General features: G+C 64.1%; 15 protein-coding genes. 5 read left to right on the plus strand and 10 right to left on the minus strand.

Annotated features, from left to right (window positions below; all coding sequences use genetic code 11):
* Positions 1 to 2: 2 nt before the first annotated feature.
* The 6 genes from KW845_RS14605 to KW845_RS14630 are packed head-to-tail and all read right to left on the minus strand — an operon-like array spanning position 3 to position 6,597.
* Entirely contained in the window at positions 3 to 884 is an 882-nt protein-coding gene (locus tag KW845_RS14605) for a branched-chain amino acid ABC transporter permease (protein ID WP_218369924.1), read from the minus strand.
* Positions 885 to 906: 22 nt separating this feature from the next.
* Positions 907 to 2,070, minus strand: a complete 1,164-nt coding sequence (locus KW845_RS14610) for an ABC transporter substrate-binding protein (protein WP_218369925.1) — start codon at positions 2,068 to 2,070, stop codon at positions 907 to 909.
* A 36-nt stretch (positions 2,071 to 2,106) separates the two neighbouring features.
* Complete coding sequence (locus KW845_RS14615) at positions 2,107 to 2,943, minus strand: alpha/beta fold hydrolase (RefSeq protein WP_218369926.1); 837 nt, start codon at positions 2,941 to 2,943, stop codon at positions 2,107 to 2,109.
* Positions 2,940 to 4,499, minus strand: coding sequence for a benzoate-CoA ligase family protein (locus KW845_RS14620; protein WP_218369927.1), 1,560 nt, complete (start codon positions 4,497 to 4,499; stop codon positions 2,940 to 2,942). Before KW845_RS14620 ends, KW845_RS14615 begins: the two co-directional genes overlap by 4 nt.
* Before the next feature lie 41 nt (positions 4,500 to 4,540).
* A complete protein-coding gene (locus KW845_RS14625) occupies positions 4,541 to 6,103 on the minus strand; it encodes a 3,4-dehydroadipyl-CoA semialdehyde dehydrogenase (RefSeq protein WP_218369928.1) in 1,563 nt (520 codons plus the stop codon).
* Positions 6,104 to 6,126: 23 nt separating this feature from the next.
* Positions 6,127 to 6,597 carry a DUF4863 family protein gene (locus tag KW845_RS14630; protein ID WP_218369929.1) on the minus strand — a complete coding sequence of 157 codons (471 nt, stop codon included), beginning with the start codon at positions 6,595 to 6,597 and terminating at the stop codon, positions 6,127 to 6,129.
* 185 nt (positions 6,598 to 6,782) lie between these two features.
* Between KW845_RS14630 and KW845_RS14635 the strand changes: the two genes are divergently transcribed.
* Positions 6,783 to 7,691 (plus strand): helix-turn-helix transcriptional regulator, encoded by a 909-nt coding sequence (locus KW845_RS14635; RefSeq protein WP_218369930.1) that lies wholly within the window; start codon positions 6,783 to 6,785, stop codon positions 7,689 to 7,691.
* Here KW845_RS14635 and KW845_RS14640 read toward each other — a convergent pair whose 3' ends face one another.
* The 3 genes from KW845_RS14640 to KW845_RS14650 form a co-directional block, all read right to left on the minus strand.
* Positions 7,692 to 9,041: an MmgE/PrpD family protein gene (locus tag KW845_RS14640; protein ID WP_218369931.1), complete on the minus strand. Its 1,350-nt coding sequence runs from the start codon at positions 9,039 to 9,041 to the stop codon at positions 7,692 to 7,694.
* A 45-nt stretch (positions 9,042 to 9,086) separates the two neighbouring features.
* The gene (locus KW845_RS14645; RefSeq protein WP_218369932.1) at positions 9,087 to 10,082 is read right to left on the minus strand and encodes a tripartite tricarboxylate transporter substrate binding protein; all 996 of its coding nucleotides are present in this window, start codon (positions 10,080 to 10,082) and stop codon (positions 9,087 to 9,089) included.
* Between the two features lie 63 nt (positions 10,083 to 10,145).
* Positions 10,146 to 11,609 carry an FAD-dependent oxidoreductase gene (locus KW845_RS14650; RefSeq protein WP_218369933.1) on the minus strand — a complete coding sequence of 488 codons (1,464 nt, stop codon included), beginning with the start codon at positions 11,607 to 11,609 and terminating at the stop codon, positions 10,146 to 10,148.
* A gap of 216 nt (positions 11,610 to 11,825) precedes the next feature.
* On the opposite strand from KW845_RS14650, the gene KW845_RS14655 reads away from it, so the two are divergent.
* Positions 11,826 to 13,202 (plus strand): MmgE/PrpD family protein, encoded by a 1,377-nt coding sequence (locus KW845_RS14655; protein ID WP_218369934.1) that lies wholly within the window; start codon positions 11,826 to 11,828, stop codon positions 13,200 to 13,202.
* 17 nt (positions 13,203 to 13,219) lie between these two features.
* On the opposite strand, the gene gcvA is transcribed toward KW845_RS14655, so the two are convergent.
* Positions 13,220 to 14,164, minus strand: coding sequence for a transcriptional regulator GcvA (gene gcvA / locus KW845_RS14660; protein WP_218369935.1), 945 nt, complete (start codon positions 14,162 to 14,164; stop codon positions 13,220 to 13,222).
* A 93-nt stretch (positions 14,165 to 14,257) separates the two neighbouring features.
* Here gcvA and KW845_RS14665 point away from each other — a divergent pair, with 93 nt between their 5' ends.
* From KW845_RS14665 to KW845_RS14675, 3 genes are read left to right on the plus strand one after another with little or no spacing between them, the layout of a single operon-like run.
* Entirely contained in the window at positions 14,258 to 15,733 is a 1,476-nt protein-coding gene (locus KW845_RS14665; RefSeq protein ID WP_218369936.1) for an aldehyde dehydrogenase, read from the plus strand.
* A gap of 32 nt (positions 15,734 to 15,765) precedes the next feature.
* Positions 15,766 to 17,094, plus strand: coding sequence for an MmgE/PrpD family protein (locus tag KW845_RS14670; protein WP_218369937.1), 1,329 nt, complete (start codon positions 15,766 to 15,768; stop codon positions 17,092 to 17,094).
* 14 nt (positions 17,095 to 17,108) lie between these two features.
* A complete protein-coding gene (locus KW845_RS14675) occupies positions 17,109 to 18,335 on the plus strand; it encodes an NADH:flavin oxidoreductase/NADH oxidase (protein WP_218369938.1) in 1,227 nt (408 codons plus the stop codon).
* Positions 18,336 to 18,451 lie beyond the last annotated feature (116 nt).

The following is an 18,451-nucleotide window of genomic DNA, read 5'->3' on the forward strand; positions in this document are numbered from 1 at the left end:
CCCTAGCCCTGTTTGAACAGCCCTTCGGGCTTGCACAGCAGAATGATCGCCATCAGCAGGTACACCAGCACGCCGGCGGCCGCAGGGAACAGCACCTGGCCGAAGGTCTCGACCGTGCCCACCAGCATGGCCGCCAGGAACGCGCCGCGGATCGAGCCGATGCCGCCGATCACCACCACCACGAAGCACACGATCAGCACGCTGTGCCCCATGCCCGGATACACCGACGATACCGGCGCGGCGATGGTGCCGGCCAGCGCGGCCAGCGCCACCCCGGCCGCGAACACGATGCGGTACAGGCGGTTGATGTCGACGCCCAGCGAGCCGATCATTTCGCGGTTGCTGGCGCCGGCCCGCACCATCATGCCCAGGCGGGTACGCGTGATGACCCAGTACAGCAGCAGCGCCACCCCGATGCCCACGGCCGAGATGAACAGCCGGTAGACCGGGTACGTCATCACCCCGCCCAGCGACACCGTGCCCGACAGCCAGGCCGGCATCGGCACGCCGTGCACGTCGTTGCCCACCAGCAGGCTGCGCACTTCCTCGAACACCAGGATCAGCCCGTAGGTCATCAGCACTTGCTGCAGGTGGTCGCGCCGGTACAGGTAGCTGAAGAACGCGGCTTCCAGCAAATAGCCCAGCAGCGCCGCCAGCAGCACGCACAGCAGCAGCGTGGTCACGAAGCCGCCGCCCAGCCAGCGTTCGACCAGCGGGCCCAGCGCGAACGCCATATAGGCACCGATCATGTAGAAGCTGCCATGGGCCAGGTTGATGATGCCCATGATGCCGAAGATCAGCGTCAGGCCGCTGGCCACCAGGAACAGCAGCAAGCCGTGCTGCAGCGCGTTCAGGCACTGGATGAGAAAAATGCTGGCGTCCATGTCGGGGTTCGCAAGCGGGGCGTCAGAGCTTGCAGCCGCGTGCCGGATCGGCCAGCTTCTGAACCGCCACGTCGACCATCTTGTTCTCCATGCCCGAGACCTGGCGCAGGTAGATGTCCTGCACCGGATTGCCGGCCGCCGACAGGGTGAACTTGCCGCGCGGGCTGTCGATCGTGGCGCCGCGCATCGCCTCGCGGAACTTGGCCTTGTCTTCCACATTGCCTTGCACGGCCTGCAGGCCCACCTGCATCAATTGCGCCGCGTCGTAGCCTTGCACGGCATAGACATCGGGCTGCAGGTTGTCGTAGGCCTTGGTGTAGCCGGCGCGGAAAGCATTGTCGCGCGGCGTGTTCAGGCCGTCTGCATAGTGCAGGGTAGTCATCAGGCCCTGGGCGGCGTCGCCCTGCGCCTTCAGCGTGCCGTCGGTGAGAAAGCCGGTGCCATACAGGGGTACGGTCTTCTGCAGGCCCGAGGCATGGTAGTCCTGCACGAATTTCACGGCGCCGCCGCCGGCAAAGAATGCGAACACCATGTCGGGCTTGATGGACGCGATCTCGGTCAGCAGCGACTGGAACTCCACATTGGGGAAGGGCAGCGTCAGTTCCTTGACGATCTTGCCGCCGGCCTTCTCGAAGCCTTCGCGAAAGCCGTTCATCTGTTCGTCGCCCGCGGCGTACTTCCAGGTAATGGTGACCGCCGTCTTGTGGCCCTTGGCGGCCGCCACCGGGCCCATGGCATAGCCCGGTTGCCAGTTCGAGAATGAAGTGCGGAAGATGCCCTGCCCGCACATCGGGCCGGTGATGGCATCGGCCCCGGCGTTGGTGACGATCAGCGTGGTGTCGCTGCCCTTGGCCGCCTTGGCCAGCGCCATGGCCACGCCCGAGTGCACGGTACCGATCAGCACATCGACCTGGTCGCGCTTGATCAGGCGGTTGGCGTTCTCAGAGGCCTTGGCCGGATTGGACTCGTCATCGACTTTGAAGTATTCCAGTTCACGCCCGCCCAGCTTGCCGCCCTGTTCGGCCACATACAGCTTGAAGCCGTTCTCGATGGCGGTGCCCAGCGCGGCATAGGTACCGCTGTAGGGCAGCATGAAACCTACCTTGATCTTGTCGGCGGCCGAGGCGCCGCCGGCGATGAGTGCCAGCGCGCCGGCAAGCAGGGCGCGATTCAGGGCATGGTGCATGGTTTGTCTCCTGGTTGTTATCGGCTGGCGCGTGGCTCAGCCGGGCTTGTTCAGGCCGCCGACGAAATCGGCGACGGCCTCGATCACGACATCGGGCTGGTCTTTGTGCGGCGAATGGCGGCAGGCGGGGATCTCGAGCAGGCGTGTCTGCGGCACCGCCCGACGTATGCCGCGGACTTGTTCCAGCGAGCCGTACTCGTCGTCCATCCCTTGCAGGGCCAGCACCGGGCAGGTAATGCGCGGCAGGTATTGCTGGATGTCCCAGGCACGGAATGCGGGGTTCAGCCAGATATCGTTCCAGCCCCAGAAGGCCGAATCGGCATCGGCGTGATGGCGGCCCAGCCTGGCCGGCAGGTCGGTGTTCAGATACGCATGGCGCGCCTGCGCGATGTTCGAGACGGTGACGTCTTCGACGAAGATGTGCGGCGCCGCCACCACGATGCCGGCCACGGCCCGCGGGTACATGGCGGCAAACAACAGCGCGATCGAGCCGCCGTCGCTGTGGCCGACCAGCACCGGGCGGTCGCGCCCGGCATCGATGTCCAGGGCGGCGAACAGGGCGGGCAATACCTCGCGTGCCTGGTCATGCATGAACTCCACCGGCCATTTTTCATCGGCCGGCCGCGGCGTGGATTGCCCGTAGCCATAGCGCGAGAACACCAACCCACGGCAGCCGGCCGCTGCGCACGCCTGCCGCGGCCAGTCTTTCCACATGCTGACCGAACCCAGGCCTTCGTGCAGGAATACCAGCAGCGGGGTGTCGCGCCGTTCGGGCGCGATCCAGTGGCATTCCAGGCGCATGTCGCGCCCCAGGGCATGCAGGTCGGCCCAGGCAGGCGGCGTGGCGGCAACGGCGGCGGTGGCAAGCGTCATAGCGACGTTTCTTCCAGTTGCCGCAGCCGGAACCGCTGGATCTTGCCCGTGGCCGTCTTGGGCAGCTCGTCGGTGAAATTGATCTGCCGCGGATACTTGAACGGGGCCAGGTGCTGCTTCACATAGTGCTGCAGCGCCGCGCCGGTATCGGCATCGGGCTGGAAGCCCGGGCGCAGCACCACATAGGCCTTGGTCTTGACCAGGCCGTCATGGTCGGGCACGCCGATCACCGCCGCTTCCAGCACCGCCTCGTGCTGGATCAGCACGTTCTCGACCTCCACCGGCGAGACATACTGGCCGCTGACCTTGATCATGTCGTCGCTGCGGCCGGCGTAGGTGTAGTAGCCCTCGGCGTCGCATTGGTACTTGTCGCCGCTCTTGAGCCATTCGCCCTGGAAGCACTGGCGCGTCTTGTCGCGGTTGTTCCAGTACATCAGCGCCGCGCTGGGGCCTTTGATGTACAAGTCGCCGATCACGTCGGCGGGCACCGGGCGGCCGTCGTCATCGCGCAATTGCACTTCATAGCCAGGCACCGGCTTGCCGGTGGTGCCATAGCGTAGCTGGCCCGGCTGGTTCGACAGGAAGATGTGCAGCATCTCGGTCGAGCCGATGCCGTCCAGGATGTCGCAGCCGAAATGGCGGGTGAAGCGTTCGCCGATATCGCGCGGCAGTGCTTCGCCGGCCGAAGTGCAGACGCGCAGCGCCACCTGGCCGCGCGCCGGCAGATCGGGGCTGGCCAGCATGCTGGCATACAGCGTGGGCACTCCGTAGAACACCGTGGGGCGGTGTTCGGTCAGGCGCCTGAACACGGCCTGCGGGGTGGGGCGCTCGCCCATCACCACCACGGTGGCCCCCACCGACATCGGAAAGCTCAGGCCATTGCCCAGGCCGTAGGCGAAGAACAGCTTGGCGGCCGAGAACACCACGTCGTCTTCGCGAATACCCAGCACCGGCTTGGCATAGAGCTCGACGGTATGCCACAGGTTGCCGTGGGTGTGCACCACGCCCTTGGGCTTGCCGGTGGAGCCCGATGAATACAGCCAGAACGCGATCTCGTCAGCCAGTGTGCGCACGGCCGGCATCAATGGCGCCGCGGCCAGCAGCCGGCCGAAATCCTGTGCCGGCGCGGGAGGGTCGCCGGCCGGCTGGGCCACCACGATGTGTTCGATCTCATGCGGGCCCTTGGCCAGTGCCGCTTGCAGCGGGCCCAGCAGCGTGCCGGACACGATGGCGGCGCGAGCGCGGCAATGGCCGGCGATATAGGCGTAGTCGTCCGGCGTCAGCAGCGTATTGACAGCCACGGGCACCACGCCGGCGTGCAGCGCACCCAGAAACGCCACCGGCCAGTCGACGCTGTCGTGCATCAGCAGCAGCACCCGTTCTTCGCGGCGCAGGCCCAGCTGGCGCAAGGCGCCCGCGCAGCGAGCCACCCGTTCGGCCAGTTCGCCGTAGGTCAGGCGGCGCGTGTCGTCCACATAGGCCAGCTTGGCGGCGCGCGGCGCATTCAGCGCGGCCAGGTGGCTGGCAAAGTTCAGTTCCGTGGGGCAGGGGGTCATGGTCTGTCTCCGATGTTCTGGTGTCTGTGCACGGCCGGACGCTATGCGGGGCCGGTGGCATCGGCCAGCCCCCGCAGGCGGCCGGGGGCGCCCTGGATCGCGGCGCGCCGGTGATACAGCGCCAGCGCCCGCAGGCCGCCCAGTTCTTCGCCGCCACCCGCGCGGCCCGGGCCGCCATGCAGCGACTGGGGCATGACGTTGCCGTGGCCGCTATGCGCCTTGGCCGCCTCGGGGCTGACCAGGTGCACGCGGCCGTGGCTATCGGCCAGTTCCAGCGCGCTGCGCGCCAGGAACCCCGTATCGTCGCTATATACGGATGCCACCAGCGAGCCCTGTCCGCGCCGTGCCAGGGCGTAGGCGTGCGCGGTATCCCGGTACGGCATCAAGGTGGCGGCCGGGCCGAACACCTCGCGATCGTGCGCCAGCGGATGGCTGTCCGGATCGGGCGCGCCCAGCAGCCACGGGGCGACGCAGGCGGCCACCGCGGGGTCGGCATCCACCAGCCTGACCTGGCCGCCGTCGAACAGCACTTCGCTGCCGGCACGCAGCGCCCGGATGCCGGCCTGCACGTCATCATGCTGCGCGCGGCTGACCAGCGAACCCATGCGCACGTCGGCGTTGCGCGGATCGCCCACGGTAATGCCGGCCAGGCGGCTGGCGATGGTATCGGCCACGCGGGCATATGCCGCCTGCGGCACCAGGATGCGGCGGATGGCCGTGCATTTCTGGCCCGATTTCACGGTGATCTCTCGTACGGCCTCGCGCACCAGCGCGTCGCAGGCGGCACCGCCTTCGGCGGCGTCCGGGCCCAGCACGGCGCAGTTCAGGCTGTCGGTCTCGGCATTCATGCGCACGCCGTCGCGCGCCACGCGCGGGTGGGCGCGCAGCAGCGCGGCCGTATCCGACGAACCGGTGAACGACAGCACATCGCCCGCAGCCAGGGCATCCAGCAAACCGGTCGACGCGCCGCACACCAGGCTGAGCGCGCCTTCGGGCAGCACGGCGGCGGCCAGCACGTCGGACACCATTTCGTGGGCCAGCCAGGCCGTGGCGGTGGCCGGCTTGACCACGATGGGCACGCCCGACAACAGCGCGGGGCCGGCCTTTTCCCACAAACCCCACGACGGGAAATTGAAGGCGTTGATCAGCAATGCCAGGCCGCGCACCGGCACGGCGATGTGCTGCACCGCATAGGCATCGTCGCGTGCCAGCGATACGGGCTCGCCGTCGGCGCGAAAGCCCTGGTCGGCCAGGCCGGCGCCCAGCTTGGCGTAGTACGACAAGGTATAGATGCCGCCATCGATGTCCACCGCCGAATCCTGGCGCACCGTGCCGGCGTTGCGCAGGGCGATGTCATAGTACTTGTCGCGGTTGGCCTGCAATACCTCGGCCACCTTGGCCAGCAGGGCGGCGCGCTGGGCGTATGACAGGGCGCGCAGCGCCGCACCGCCCACCTGGCGGGCCCAGCCGCAGGCGCCCGGCAGGTCCAGCCCGGTGCTGTCGACGGTGGCCAGCGCCGTGCCCGACAGCGGGTCGCGCAGGCAAGTGCCCGGGCCAGTGCCGGCCACCCAGCGGCCAGCGACGAAATTGGGTAGGTGCGGCATGGCGGTATCCTGGCGGCGCGGGCTCATGCCCGCGTGAATTCGATGGCGCCGGCCGGCAGCAGGTACAGCACCAGCGCCTGGCCGCCGGTGACGGTGGGGCGATGCGCGCTGCCCGGGCCATACACCAGCCAGCCCGCGCCGTGGCCGTCGAAGCGTGCGGCCTCGTCCAGCGGCATGATCAGGTCGATCTCGCCTTGCGGATGCGCGTGGTGCGGGCCGGCCAGGCTGTCCATGTCCACGACGTCTACCGAGAACCCGTCCAGGCCCTCGTCCGGCTTGACCACCCGGCCGTAGCGGATGCCGCCGCCTTCCCGGCTGCACATCCAGCCCTCGGCCACGCCCTGTCTACAGGCGGCGAACACCTCGCGGTACAGGTCGCTGTCGCTGCCCATCTCGCGATTCAGGCGCGCCTGCAGCGATTCATCCAGCGGCAGGCCGGCAATGGGAGCGGTAATGCGGCGCATCAAATGGTGGAAGGGTGCTGGCGTACTCATGCTTGTCTCGTCCTTTACACTGTCCGGCTCGTTGACCGCGGCACATGCAATGCATTGCTTTTTTTTATGGCAGGGCTGCGGTTTTAACGCTGCATGACAGAAAAATAGTGCTTCACACTTTCAGCGTCAAGCACTATAGTGCATAAAACTTGGAATATCAGGGTTTCCTCGGAGTTTGAACAGCAATGATCCAAGCGCTAGACAAAGAGTCTCCGGAGCCGCGCCGAGAACCATTCCTGGTGGCCCTGGGCGAACGGGTGCGGCGCCTGCGGGCCATCCGCGGCATGACGCGCAAAAGCCTGTCGCAAGCCACCGGCGTGTCCGAGCGGCATCTGGCCAATCTGGAACATGGCGTCGGCAATGCGTCGATCCTGGTGCTGCTGCAGATCGCCAAGGCTTTCAATTGCGCGCTGGCCGAACTGGTGGGCGATGTCACCACCGAATCGCCCGACTGGCTGCTGATCCGCGAATTGCTCAGCGGCCGCACCGAATCCGACCTGCAGCGCGCGCGCGAGGCCCTGACCCAGTTGTTCGGGGTAGGGGGCGGGGCGCAGCGCCCCAACCGTTTCCAGCGGGTCGCCCTGATCGGCCTGCGCGGGGCGGGCAAGTCCACGCTGGGGCAGATGCTGGCCGATGACCTGGGCTATCCCTTCGTCGAGCTCAACCGCGAAATCGAGCGGGTGGCCGGCTGCAGCATCCTGGAAATCCACAATCTGTACGGCCCCAATGCTTACCGGCGCTACGAGCGCCGGGCGCTGGAAGAGGCGGTGCAGATCTACCCCGAAATGGTGCTGGCCACGCCGGGCGGGTTGGTGTCCGAACCGGCTACGCTGAATCTGCTGCTGACCCACTGCTACACCGTGTGGCTGCGCGCCACGCCCGACGAACACATGGCGCGCGTCATGGCGCAGGGCGACTTCCGGCCCATGTCGGGCAATAACGAAGCCATGGCCGACCTGAAGCGGATCCTGGCCGGACGCGAAGCGTTCTATGCCAAGGCCGATCTCACTTGGGTAACCAGCAACCTCAGCATGCAGGAAAGCTTTGCGGGCCTGCGGGCGCAGGTGCGCAAGGCTGGCGGCTTGCCGCTGTAGCTAACCGCGCTGTGGATCGACTGGCGGCTCGCCGCACAAGCGCATCAGGCCAAGCACATTGTCTTGGTGCTCGAACGATTCCAGCATCACCAGGATGCGCTTCATCCGTACATCGCCCAGCACGTGCTGCGAGATCGCGGCAAACTTTTTGAACACCTTGGCGGATTGCGCCGCCTTGTCGGCTATCGGTTGGCCGCAATCGTAGGTCATCGTTGCCTGCTTCCCATCGCCATGCACGACAGTGACGGCGGCGTCGCTCAGGCTCATACCCGGAACCAGTTTGACTTCCACGCGCTCAAGCATGGCCGCTACCAAGGGGTCGGTGACGCGGTCCCAGGTCTGCAGGCTGCCGGTGTCGATACCCAGCATGGCAAAGGCGGCGGTTGCGCGCAGGCTGAACTTCGCTTCCAGCGCCGTGGCGGGGTTCTGGATGTTGCAGATCGAACACCCCTCTCCCGCCACGATGTCGATGCGCGATACCGCGTTCGCGTCGATGCCGTGCGCATGCCGCAGCAAAGCGATGGCTTCGATGGTCGAATGCGTGCTGTAGCAGGCTGCGTGAAACTTGAACAAATTGTTCAGGATGTGAAAACCGCTTTCCGGCGCCGACACCGCGCGCTCCAGATGAAAGTCGGCGCCATGGACCTTCGCGAACCCCTGTTTGCATTCCAGGATGTCTGGTCGGCTGACGAACCCTTTTTTTGCCAGCGACGCCGCACGCAGGCCGGCTTGCGCCGCCAGTCCCGCATGCAACGGCTTGGCCATACTGCCGAACATTGCCTTGAGTCCCGCGGCCTGAGTGGCTGCTATGCCCACGGCATGGCAAGCCTGTAGCGTGGGCAACTCAAGCAGATGGGCGCTGGCCATCGCGGCGCCCAGGCAACCTATGGTCGCGGTCGCGTGGAAGCCATTCGCGTAGTGGGCCGGTTCGACCAGCACCCCGACGGCACAGGCGAACTCATAACCGGCCACAAAAGCGGTAATCACATCCACTGGCGAGCAGCCACGGTGCTCGGCCAAGGCCAGTAGCGCCGGCAAGATCGCCACGGACATGTGGCCCGGAACGGACAGATTGACATCGTCATAGTCAAGCGCATGAGAAACGGTGCCGTTGACCAGCGCGGCCTGCGCCAGGGTGCCGCGCCACGGGTGCCCAAGCATGGTGGCCTGGGCATTCCCGCCTTCCTCGCGCGCGCTGTCGGCGATGATTTCGCTGACGGGCTCGCCGAGCGCCGCGAAGGCGCATCCAAGCCAGTCCACCAGGCAGTCGCGCGCCACTGTGCGCACGTCTGCCGGCAGGACGTCGTGACGCGTATCCAGGGCCCGTTCTACAAGAAAACGGGTAAGCATCCCGGATCCGTCCGCGAAACCATCTGGCACCTTATTCATATGGCCTTATTGCTCCAGGTTGATTCCGGCATCCTTCAGGCGGACACCAAGCTTGGCGATATCGGTCTTCAACATCTCCGCCAGTTGCGGCGGCGTCATGTAGGTCGCGACATTTCCCTGGCTGTTCATCTGCTTCTGATAAGCAGGGTCGGTCGACATCGCCTTGAGGGCGCCGTTCAGTTTCTGCACGACGTCGGTCGGCGTTCCCTGGGGCGCGAACAGCGCATACCAGATCGGGAACACCATGTCGGGATACCCCGACTCTGCCAGGGTGGGCACATTCGGCAGGAACGGCAGGCGTTTCGCCGACGTGCTGGCCAGCGCGACGAGCGAGCCGTTATCGATAGAGGCCTTGACTGCATCGGTATAGCCCGGCGCGGAAATCGATACCACGCCCGCCATGGTGTCGGCCATGGCCGGCGCGGCACCCTTGTACGGGACGTGCAGCAGCTTGATGCCGGCGCGATGGGCGAACAGGGCGATTGGCAGGTGCGTGGTTCCGCCGACGCCGGCCGATCCATAGCTCAGGCTATCCGGCTTTTTCTTTGCCGCTTCGACGAGATCGGCAACATTCTTGATGCCTATGGATTTGTTGGCCACGATCACGTGCGCCGACTCGGCGACACTACCGATCGGCGTGAACGCGTTCGGATCGAAGGGCAGCGGATTGCTGGGCGGCCGGGTGTAGGGGAAGATGGCCATCGAATTGACGGCAAATAGCAGCGTATAGCCGTCGGGGTTGGCACGGTTGACGTAGCTGGTACCGATGACCCCGCCAGCCCCGGGCATGGACATGACAACGATGCTTTGTCCGATGCGTTCGGACAGGGCTTGCGCCATGACCCGCGCTGCCACGTCGGTGGGGCCGCCGGCGGAATACGGGACGATGAGTTGGATAGAACGGTCAGGATAATTCCCGGCGGATGAGCTCCCGAAAGCGATGGTTCCGGCCAGGGCCCCGGCGATGCTGAATAGCGCTCGGCGTGTCAGTTTTCGATTCACAGTGCTTGTCTCCATTTATTTTTGAATAGATTTGCGCGCTGCTGTTTCCAGCGCGCCATACCGCTATCTTGCGGACGCGGCGGCGTGCTCTCCGGCCCGGCGGCCGAATACCGCGCCGCGCAGGACGGAAGTCGCACCGGGATACCGGCCGTAATAAAGGCCTATTGTTTCCCCGGCTGCATACAGCCCGGGTAGGACACATCCCTCGTTCTTGATCACCTGCGCGTTCGCATTTACCTTCAGCCCGCCCAAGGTGAACGTGTTCGCCGAAATGATCGGATAGACGTGAAAAGGTGGTGTGTCCAGCGGAATGGCGTAATTTGACTTCCGCGGCGACAGTCCTGATGTAGCCATGCCGTCGAGAATCTCAGGATTGAATGTTCCTGTGCCGCATGCCTTGTTGTATTCGTCGATAGTGCGCTGCGCTGTCTCTGCGTCGAAGCCCAGCTTCCTTCCCAGCGATGCGATGTCACGCATCGTCTCGGGCGGCTGATCTGTGCGCACGCACCGTTTCCAGTTCGGGATGCGGTTGATCTTGTCGTCCAGGATGCAGTAGGCGATGCCTTTTTTCTGCTCCGCGATCAAGCGGATTGTTTCCTCGTAATGCGCGTCTATGGTTCCGGGCGCTTCGTCGATGAAGCGTCTGCCATCGAGATTGATCAGTATGCCGTAGGGGTAGATCATGACCAACGCTTCCGAGGCGCTCGAGCGCGGATCAATAGGCTGGCCGTGGTATTCGGCGTAGTCGCCGGAAGGCGCGGCGCCGATCTGCAGCGCCATCTTGATGCCTTCGCCCTTGTTGTAATAGCCGCCTGGAGCAACGGGACGAAGGTAGCGTCCTTTCGCGCCGATGTAGCGGATTACCATTTCGGAGTTGCCCTGAAACCCGCCGCTGGCCAGTATGACGGCGTTGCAATCGAACCGGTGAGGCCGGTTTGCGGTATCGGTGGCCTTCAGCCCGCAGACTTTTCCGTCTTCCGATTGGATAAGCTCGTAGGCGGTCATCTCATAGAAGAAATGTACGCCGGCCTTCTCGGCGCACGCAGTCAGCGTTTCCACCAACTGCAATCCACCGCCATTGACCGCAATGCGCGGGGACGGCCGCGGCGTCAACCCGTAGAAACCGGCCTCGCCGAATGTGATGCCGTGCTGCTTGAGCCAGGCAATGACGTCCGGCACAGACTCCGTGAAACCGGAAATCAGTTCCGGGTCCGTGAATGGCAATGCCCGCACCACCGGCGACCAGTTCTCATAGTCGAGCACGGTGGACTCGGCGAAATCCGGTTGGATGTAGTAGCCGCTGTTATCGATCAATAGCGATTCGAAATCATGCGCCAACTCCGTTTCGCTCTTCATGCGCAGGTAGGCTTCGGTGTAGCGGGTGTTGCCGCCTCGTTCTTCATAGGTCGATCTTTCCAGCAGGGCGACTTTGGATCCGGCTTCGGCGGCCGCCACGGCGGCACTCAATCCTGCAACCCCACACCCCACGACCACAACGTCGAAGCGCGATTCATCATGCGCAACCATAAGAATTTTCCTTGGGAAGAAACACTCGGCCCGTCCGCCCGGTCATGAATGGCGGATAGTCGAAGCAGCTCTGAAAGTTATCGACGTATCCCGTCGTTGATTGATCGGCGAGTTGCTAGTGTTGGGGATTTCAGCGAGTGCCTCAATCGATATTTTTTCCGGTTTACATGAGTTGGAGTTATGCGAGGCGTGATTAGATATCGTGCAGGACTTGACGTGGTTGCTGTGTATAGTCTGCGCTTGAATCGCAACAGGACGGAAGAGGAGGCCGCGATGCAAAGTGAATTCCTGGAGCTGGGTTCCATGGTCGCCCATGCCGAAATCGGCAGCGAACCAAGTTCGTCGAGAATCATGATCGATCAGGGCATCAGGGCTTCGCTGCTGTGCACGCTGTTCGGTATCGAACGAGAGCACTGGGTGTGGCCGTTCCATGCGAGCGAAGATGCTGGCAGTGCGAGCACTCAGGGCGTGTCGAGAATGCTGGCTGGCCTGCTCGAACCGCTGGGCCGCATCGGGCATCTTGGTACGTTGGCTGGCGCATCAGATCTGGATCCCATGGACCCAGGCCCCTCGCATACGGTATTGCCCGCCACGCTGGCTGCCTGCGTGGCGCTGACGTTGCTGGACACGAAATCCGAGTCGGATGGGAGCGAAGATGCGTTGACAAGCTCCGCCGTGTTGGCCGGTGTCGAAGTCGCATGGCGATTTCGCAGTGCCATCACGGGGGCCAGGCCCGGCATCGGATTCCATAGCCCTGGCGTTTTCGGCACCCTGGCCGCGGCTGCCAGCGCGGCGCGTATGCTGGGCCTGTCACCGCAGGCGTGCGCCAATGCACTGGCCATTGCGCTCACGCGCGCATCGGGGCTGGCGATCAACAGCGCGGCATCGATGATAGGCATGACGCATTTCGGCTGGGGGGCCTTGCACGGGCTTGAAGCGGCGCTTCTGGCATCGCAGGGCTGGGATGCTTCCCGCGACTTCCAGCGGGGGCTGGCCACGCTGTTTGGCACAGATCACGTGGACGCCAGCCGCTTGTCCGTCGACGGCCCGAAAGCCGCCGATGCATTGGTGTTCAAGCGCTATCCTTGCAACATCTACCTGAATCTGCTTGTGGCGATCCTCGAGGAAGTCGAGGGCCCGGCGATTGACCAGATCGACGTTGCAATGCCCTGGGTCCCGCATCTGGACTGCCGCATGCCGAAGGACTTGCGGCAGGCGCGCAACAGCGCACAGGCGGTGGCCGCCATCGCCGGCGCGGGCAATATTTCCTATGCCGCGTTTTCCGGTCCTTCGGGTCCCTGGGTTCCCCGTCCGGATGTCGCGCGCCTGTTGCCGCATATCCGTCTGAACATGGACCGCGATGCGCCCACCGGACTCAGGAATGCCGAGATTACCGCCCGCATCTGGCGTGGCGGAACCGTCGTCCACGAGGCGACGCGCGCTATGCGGGACTTGCGAGGCTGGGGCATCGAGCACGCGCGCCGGCTCATGGGGCCGTCCGACCCGGATGGCGGAGTGGCCGCACTATACGAGGGGTCGTACCGGCGGGGCTTCGACTATGTGAAAAGCCGCCTGTCCCAGATCGCGCCCTGAACCCCCGGGTTTTGGTATCAGCTCGCTTCCAGCGCCGTCGTTGCAGCGGCGATTTCGTCCAACAACCAACTGCGGAACAGCTCCAGCGCGGGGTCTCCGCAGTGCCTGGGCGAACTCATCAGATAGTAGGTACGCTCGGACGGGACTTCGTGCGGGAATATCTGCCGCAAGGTGCCGGTGGCGAGTTCTTCCTCGATCAGGAAACTCTGCGCCAGTGCAATCCCCAGGCCTTGCTCGGCGGCGCGATAGGCCATGGCGGAAGACTCGAACTTCATGCCCCCTTCCAGGGGAATGTCGTCCGCTCCAACCGCACGCAGCCAGACCCCCCAATCTTCAGGCCGTGCCAGGGAATGCAGCAGCGTGGCGTTCTTCAGGTCGGCCGGTGCCCGCAGGGGCCACACACCGGACGCTACCGACGGCGCGCCAACCGCTATCAACCGGTAATCGAAAAGCTTGTCGCTGCGGATGTTGTCATCCACGCGGCCGGTCACCGCGCGTATCGAGGCATGAATGTCGCTGTGTTCAAAATCCAGCGGCGCGATCGACGCCGTCAGGCGGACTTCGATCTCGGGGTTGATTTCCTGGAACCTTCCCAGCCTGGGAATCAGCCAATACATGGCGAAAGTCGAAAACGCCTGCAGGTTCAGGATATTCTGACGTCCGGAATACTTGAGCCGACGCGTGGCCAGATCGATTCTGGCGAAGGCGTCGACGACATCGCGCATGTATGCCTCGCCGTCGGGTGTCAGCGTAACGGCGCGATGGTTGCGGTAGAACAGCGGAATTCCGAAGAGCTCTTCAAGGTTGCGCACATGCCGGCTGATCGCGGACTGTGTCAGGAACAATTCCTGCGCGGCTTTGGTGAAACTGCGATTTCGCGCGGCCGATTCGAATGCTCTCAGGGCGGTAAGGGGGGGAAGGCGCGAAATGCCCGGATGTTCCATGATGTCTGATTCTTCCATGAGTCAGAGTCATGGAGCGTAGCACAAGAAGTCGTTTGAGCTAATTGGTGCTAGCCCAGAAAATGAAGAGCTGAAAATCTGGATTCGACACTAATGAAACGCTATCAGCTCTTCATCAATAACGAATGGGTAGACCCGCAAAGCAAGGCCTGGTTCGAATCCCTAGACCCCTTTTCTGGTGAGGCGTGGGCAGAAATTCCCCGCGCTGAAGCTGCTGACGCGGATCGGGCAGTGATGGCCGCAGCGAATGCATTTGAAGGTCCCTGGTCGAGGATCTCTCCGAGCGAACGGGGGATGCTGCTGCATAAGCTGGGCACGCTGATCGAACGCGATGCGGAAAGCCTGGCAGCGATCGAGAGCCGAGACAACGGCAAGCTGACTAGAGACGTACTTGGCCAGATCAAGTACATGGCCAAGTATTACTACTACTTCGGTGGCCTCGCGGACAAGATACAAGGGGCGGTGGTACCTATCGACAAGCCCAAGGTGTACAACTTCATCCGCTATGAGCCGATGGGTGTGGTGTTAAGTATCACACCCTGGAATTCCTCATTGCCGCTGACCACCTGGAAGATGGCGCCGGCGCTGTGCGCCGGCAACACCATCGTCTGCAAGCCCTCTGAATACACATCCGCGTCGCTGTTCGAATTGGCCAAGCTGTTCGTAGAGGCAGGTTTCCCGCCAGGCGTGTTCAACGTAGTCACTGGATTCGGCGACGAGATCGGTGATCCCTTGGTCCGGCACCCCAGTGTGCAGCGTATCGCGTTTACCGGCGGCGACGAGGCCGGTCGAAGAATCTATGCTGCCGCGGCGCAGAGCCTGAAGCGCGTCTCGCTGGAGCTGGGCGGAAAGTCGCCGAATATTGTTTTCGACGATGCCGACCTGGACCAGGCCGTCAACGGCGTCATCGCCGGGATCTTCTCGGCCACCGGCCAGACTTGCGTGGCGGGTTCGCGTGTGCTGCTGCAGGAATCTATCCATGATGCCTTCGTGCAGCGTCTGGCCCAAATCACGAAAACCGCGAAGATCGGCAATCCGGCTGATCCCGCGAACGAGATTGGGCCTATCACGACCAAGCCGCAATTCGACAAGATCCGCGATTACATCGCTATTGCCAAGAAGGAAGGCGCTCGTTGTGTGGCGGGCGGCCGGGTGCTGACCGGGCCGGAGTTTGGTGCGGGCCAGTTCATCGAGCCCACGATTTTCGTCGATGTCACGAACGATATGCGCATTGCCCAGGAAGAGGTGTTTGGTCCTGTGCTTTCGGTACTGAAATTCAAGGACGAGGAGGATGCCATCCGCATTGGCAATGACATCAAGTTCGGCCTGGCGGCAGGCGTATGGACGACCAGCCTGCACCGGGCGATGCTCATGTCTGAACGGCTGAAGGCCGGAACGGTGTGGATCAATAACTATCGTTCCAGCAGCTACGCCACGCCGTTCGGCGGCGTCAAGCAAAGCGGTATCGGCCGCGAAGGCGGTATCGAATCGGTCAAGGAGTTCATGGAAGCGAAAAGCGTCTGGATCTCGACCGATCTGAAGATGCCCAGCCTGTTCGCTGGGAAATGACCGGCCGGCGCATCTTGCGCAAGGAGCAACACATGTTCGCCACGGAGACACTTGCGGAATATGCCGCGTCATTGCGCAACACGGATCTGTCGGCCGATGTCGTGCACCACGCCAAGCGCGCGGTCATAGATTGGTATGCCGCGGTGTTCCCCGGGCTGGCATGCCCGGTCGTGGGCAGGCTGGAAAACGCGCTTGCCGAAGACCTGGACCGCGGCGACGCCCTGCTGGCGGGGGGGCGGCGGTCCACCATCCGCGTGGCGGCATTGATCAACGGTGCGGCCGCGCATGCCGCGGAAATCGACGACAGCTTCCGGGACGCGATGTACCACCCCGGTGCCGCCACCATCGCCGCGGCGCTGGCCGCGGGACACCAGGCGCGCGTGAGCGGCCTGACATTCCTGCGTGGTGTTGTGCTGGGATACGAGGTCTCGACCCGCATCGGTGCAGTGCTCGGACGTCCGCATTACCGCTATTGGCACAACACCGGCACCGTCGGAACCTTCGGCGCGGCCGCCGCCGCCGCTGCCATATTCGGACTGGATCGCGATGCCTACGCCCACGCTTTGGCCACTGCCGCCACCTTCGCGGCCGGCCTGCAACAGGCGTTCCGGCTGGATTCGATGTCCAAGCCGCTGCATGCAGGGCGTGCCGCGGAAGCCGGTGTCCTGGCCGCAATACTGGCACGGCAGGGCGTTACAGGTTCGCTGGATGTGCTCGACGGAGAGTCCGGCCTGGGGCACGCCATGGCGGAAGGTCCGGACTGGACGCATATCGGCGCCACCTTGGGACGCGATTTTCATATCAGCCGCCTGACGTTCAAGAACCATATCGGTTGCGGCCACACGTTCGCCGCGATCGATGGCGCGCTGGCGCTGCGTCAGCGCCACGGCCTGGCCGCTTCCGACATCGCCGCGGTGCGCGTCGCGACCTACCAGCCCGCCCTGGATATTGCCTGCCACGCAGCGCCAGCGACAGCCAACGAAGCACGCTTCAGCTTTCCCTATGTCGTCGCATCGGCCCTCATTGATGGCAGTGTCCGGCTGGCGGCCTATGATCCGCCGCGCTTGAAAGACCCGCTAATGCTGGCGCTGATGAAGCGCATATCCGTCGTGGTCGACCCCGGCATTGACCGCGCCTTTCCGGGGCAGCGTACCGCCCGCGTCGAAATCACGATGGCCGATGGGCGCTGCTTCGAACACATACAGGCCCACCGAAAAGGAGACCCGGAAGAGCCATTGACCGACGCCGAATTGCATGACAAATTCATGGAATTATCTTCACCCACTATCGGAACGGGCAATGCCAAGATGCTGTTGGCGAGATTGTGCGCGATCGAAAGCGCGACGGCACTGGACTGGTAACCCTGCATAACGCGATGAAAGACAAGCCAACTGCCGAGTCTGCGGGCGTGCGGCGTTCGCCGCCTCTGCTATTTACGCCCATCGCCCTGCGATCGATCACACTGCGCAATCGCATCGTCGCCTCGCCCATGTGCCAGTATCAGTCGATCAATGGCGGTCCGGGAGCGTGGCAGATGGTCAACTTCGGTAAATTTGCCGTCGGGGGGGCGGCCGTCGTGTTCGGCGAGGAAACCGCTATCGAACCGCATGGCCGTAAAACCTATGCATGCGCCGGCTTGTGGAACGATGACCACGTCCTCGCTTACCGCCGTATCAATGACTTCATCCGGGAGCAGGGTGCCGTTCCCGCCGTGCAACTGGGGCATTCGGGCGGCAAAGGATCCTGCCATGGCGCGCTGCATGACTGGGCCCCCTTGACCACCGAAAGCGGGGATGCCGGCATGCCTCCCTGGACATGCATGGTGCCCAGCCGGCGCGAGCCCCCACCCCCGTGGCCCCGGCAGCAAGAAATGGATCGATCGGATATTCAGCGGCACGTGGGGCAATGGCGCGAAGCCACCGCCCGGGCGGTGGATGCCGGCTACCAGATCCTGGAAATACACGGCGCGCACGGCTATATCATTCACCAATTCCTGTCGCCGGTGACCAACCGCAGACAGGACGCCTATGGCGGATCGCGCGAGAACCGCATGCGATTCGCGCTTGAAGTCGCCGAAGCCGTACGCGCCGCGTGGCCCAAGGAACTGCCCTTGTTCTTCCGCATATCGGCAGTCGATGGCCGCGGCGGCATATGGAATATGGACGACTCGATCGCGCTGGCTGCCGCGCTGAAAGACCGCGGCGTGGACGTGATCGATTGTTCGTCCGGCGGAATCGCGGGCAATTCGGCGATGCCGGTGGTCAGGCGGGTGCCGGGATACCAGGTTCCATTTTCCCAAGCGGTGCGTCGCGCCACCGGCTGCCCGACGATGGCCGTGGGTCTGATCACCGAGGCCGAACAGGCCGAGGCCATCCTGCAGGCCGGCCAGTCCGACTTGGTGGCGCTGGCGCGCGAACTGATCTGGAATCCCAACTGGCCCGTGCATGCGGCGGTCCGGATGATGGGTCAGAATGCCTATCAACTGTTGCCGCCGGAACAGTCCGTGCGGCTGATCCGTCGGGAAGTGATCGCCGCCTTGCCGCTGAACAGCGGCGGCGGCCCCTCGTCCGCCAGCGATGAGGCACTGAGCGAACGCATCTGAGCGCTATGCCGCGACCCGGGGCCCCGCATACGGCCCAGGCCAAAGCAGAGCGCGTGCTTGAACCGCTGAAACCGCTGAACGGAGTCGATAAATCTGCATTTTTGTGCATCTTGTGC

The sequence above is a fragment of the Bordetella sp. BOR01 genome (assembly GCF_019218885.1).
Lineage (GTDB): Bacteria > Pseudomonadota > Gammaproteobacteria > Burkholderiales > Burkholderiaceae_B > Bordetella_A.

What these genes read in the sequence shown, in the direction of transcription:
- KW845_RS14605 (WP_218369924.1), bottom strand. Translation starts at nt 884, where the DNA reads ATGGACGCCAGCATTTTTCTCATCCAGTGCCTGAACGCGCTGCAGCAC.
- KW845_RS14610 (WP_218369925.1), bottom strand. Translation starts at nt 2,070, where the DNA reads ATGCACCATGCCCTGAATCGCGCCCTGCTTGCCGGCGCGCTGGCACTC.
- KW845_RS14615 (WP_218369926.1), bottom strand. Translation starts at nt 2,943, where the DNA reads ATGACGCTTGCCACCGCCGCCGTTGCCGCCACGCCGCCTGCCTGGGCC.
- KW845_RS14620 (WP_218369927.1), bottom strand. Translation starts at nt 4,499, where the DNA reads ATGACCCCCTGCCCCACGGAACTGAACTTTGCCAGCCACCTGGCCGCG.
- KW845_RS14625 (WP_218369928.1), bottom strand. Translation starts at nt 6,103, where the DNA reads ATGCCGCACCTACCCAATTTCGTCGCTGGCCGCTGGGTGGCCGGCACT.
- KW845_RS14630 (WP_218369929.1), bottom strand. Translation starts at nt 6,597, where the DNA reads ATGAGTACGCCAGCACCCTTCCACCATTTGATGCGCCGCATTACCGCT.
- KW845_RS14635 (WP_218369930.1), top strand. Translation starts at nt 6,783, where the DNA reads ATGATCCAAGCGCTAGACAAAGAGTCTCCGGAGCCGCGCCGAGAACCA.
- KW845_RS14640 (WP_218369931.1), bottom strand. Translation starts at nt 9,041, where the DNA reads ATGCTTACCCGTTTTCTTGTAGAACGGGCCCTGGATACGCGTCACGAC.
- KW845_RS14650 (WP_218369933.1), bottom strand. Translation starts at nt 11,609, where the DNA reads ATGGTTGCGCATGATGAATCGCGCTTCGACGTTGTGGTCGTGGGGTGT.
- gcvA (WP_218369935.1), bottom strand. Translation starts at nt 14,164, where the DNA reads ATGGAAGAATCAGACATCATGGAACATCCGGGCATTTCGCGCCTTCCC.
- KW845_RS14665 (WP_218369936.1), top strand. Translation starts at nt 14,258, where the DNA reads ATGAAACGCTATCAGCTCTTCATCAATAACGAATGGGTAGACCCGCAA.
- KW845_RS14670 (WP_218369937.1), top strand. Translation starts at nt 15,766, where the DNA reads ATGTTCGCCACGGAGACACTTGCGGAATATGCCGCGTCATTGCGCAAC.
- KW845_RS14675 (WP_218369938.1), top strand. Translation starts at nt 17,109, where the DNA reads ATGAAAGACAAGCCAACTGCCGAGTCTGCGGGCGTGCGGCGTTCGCCG.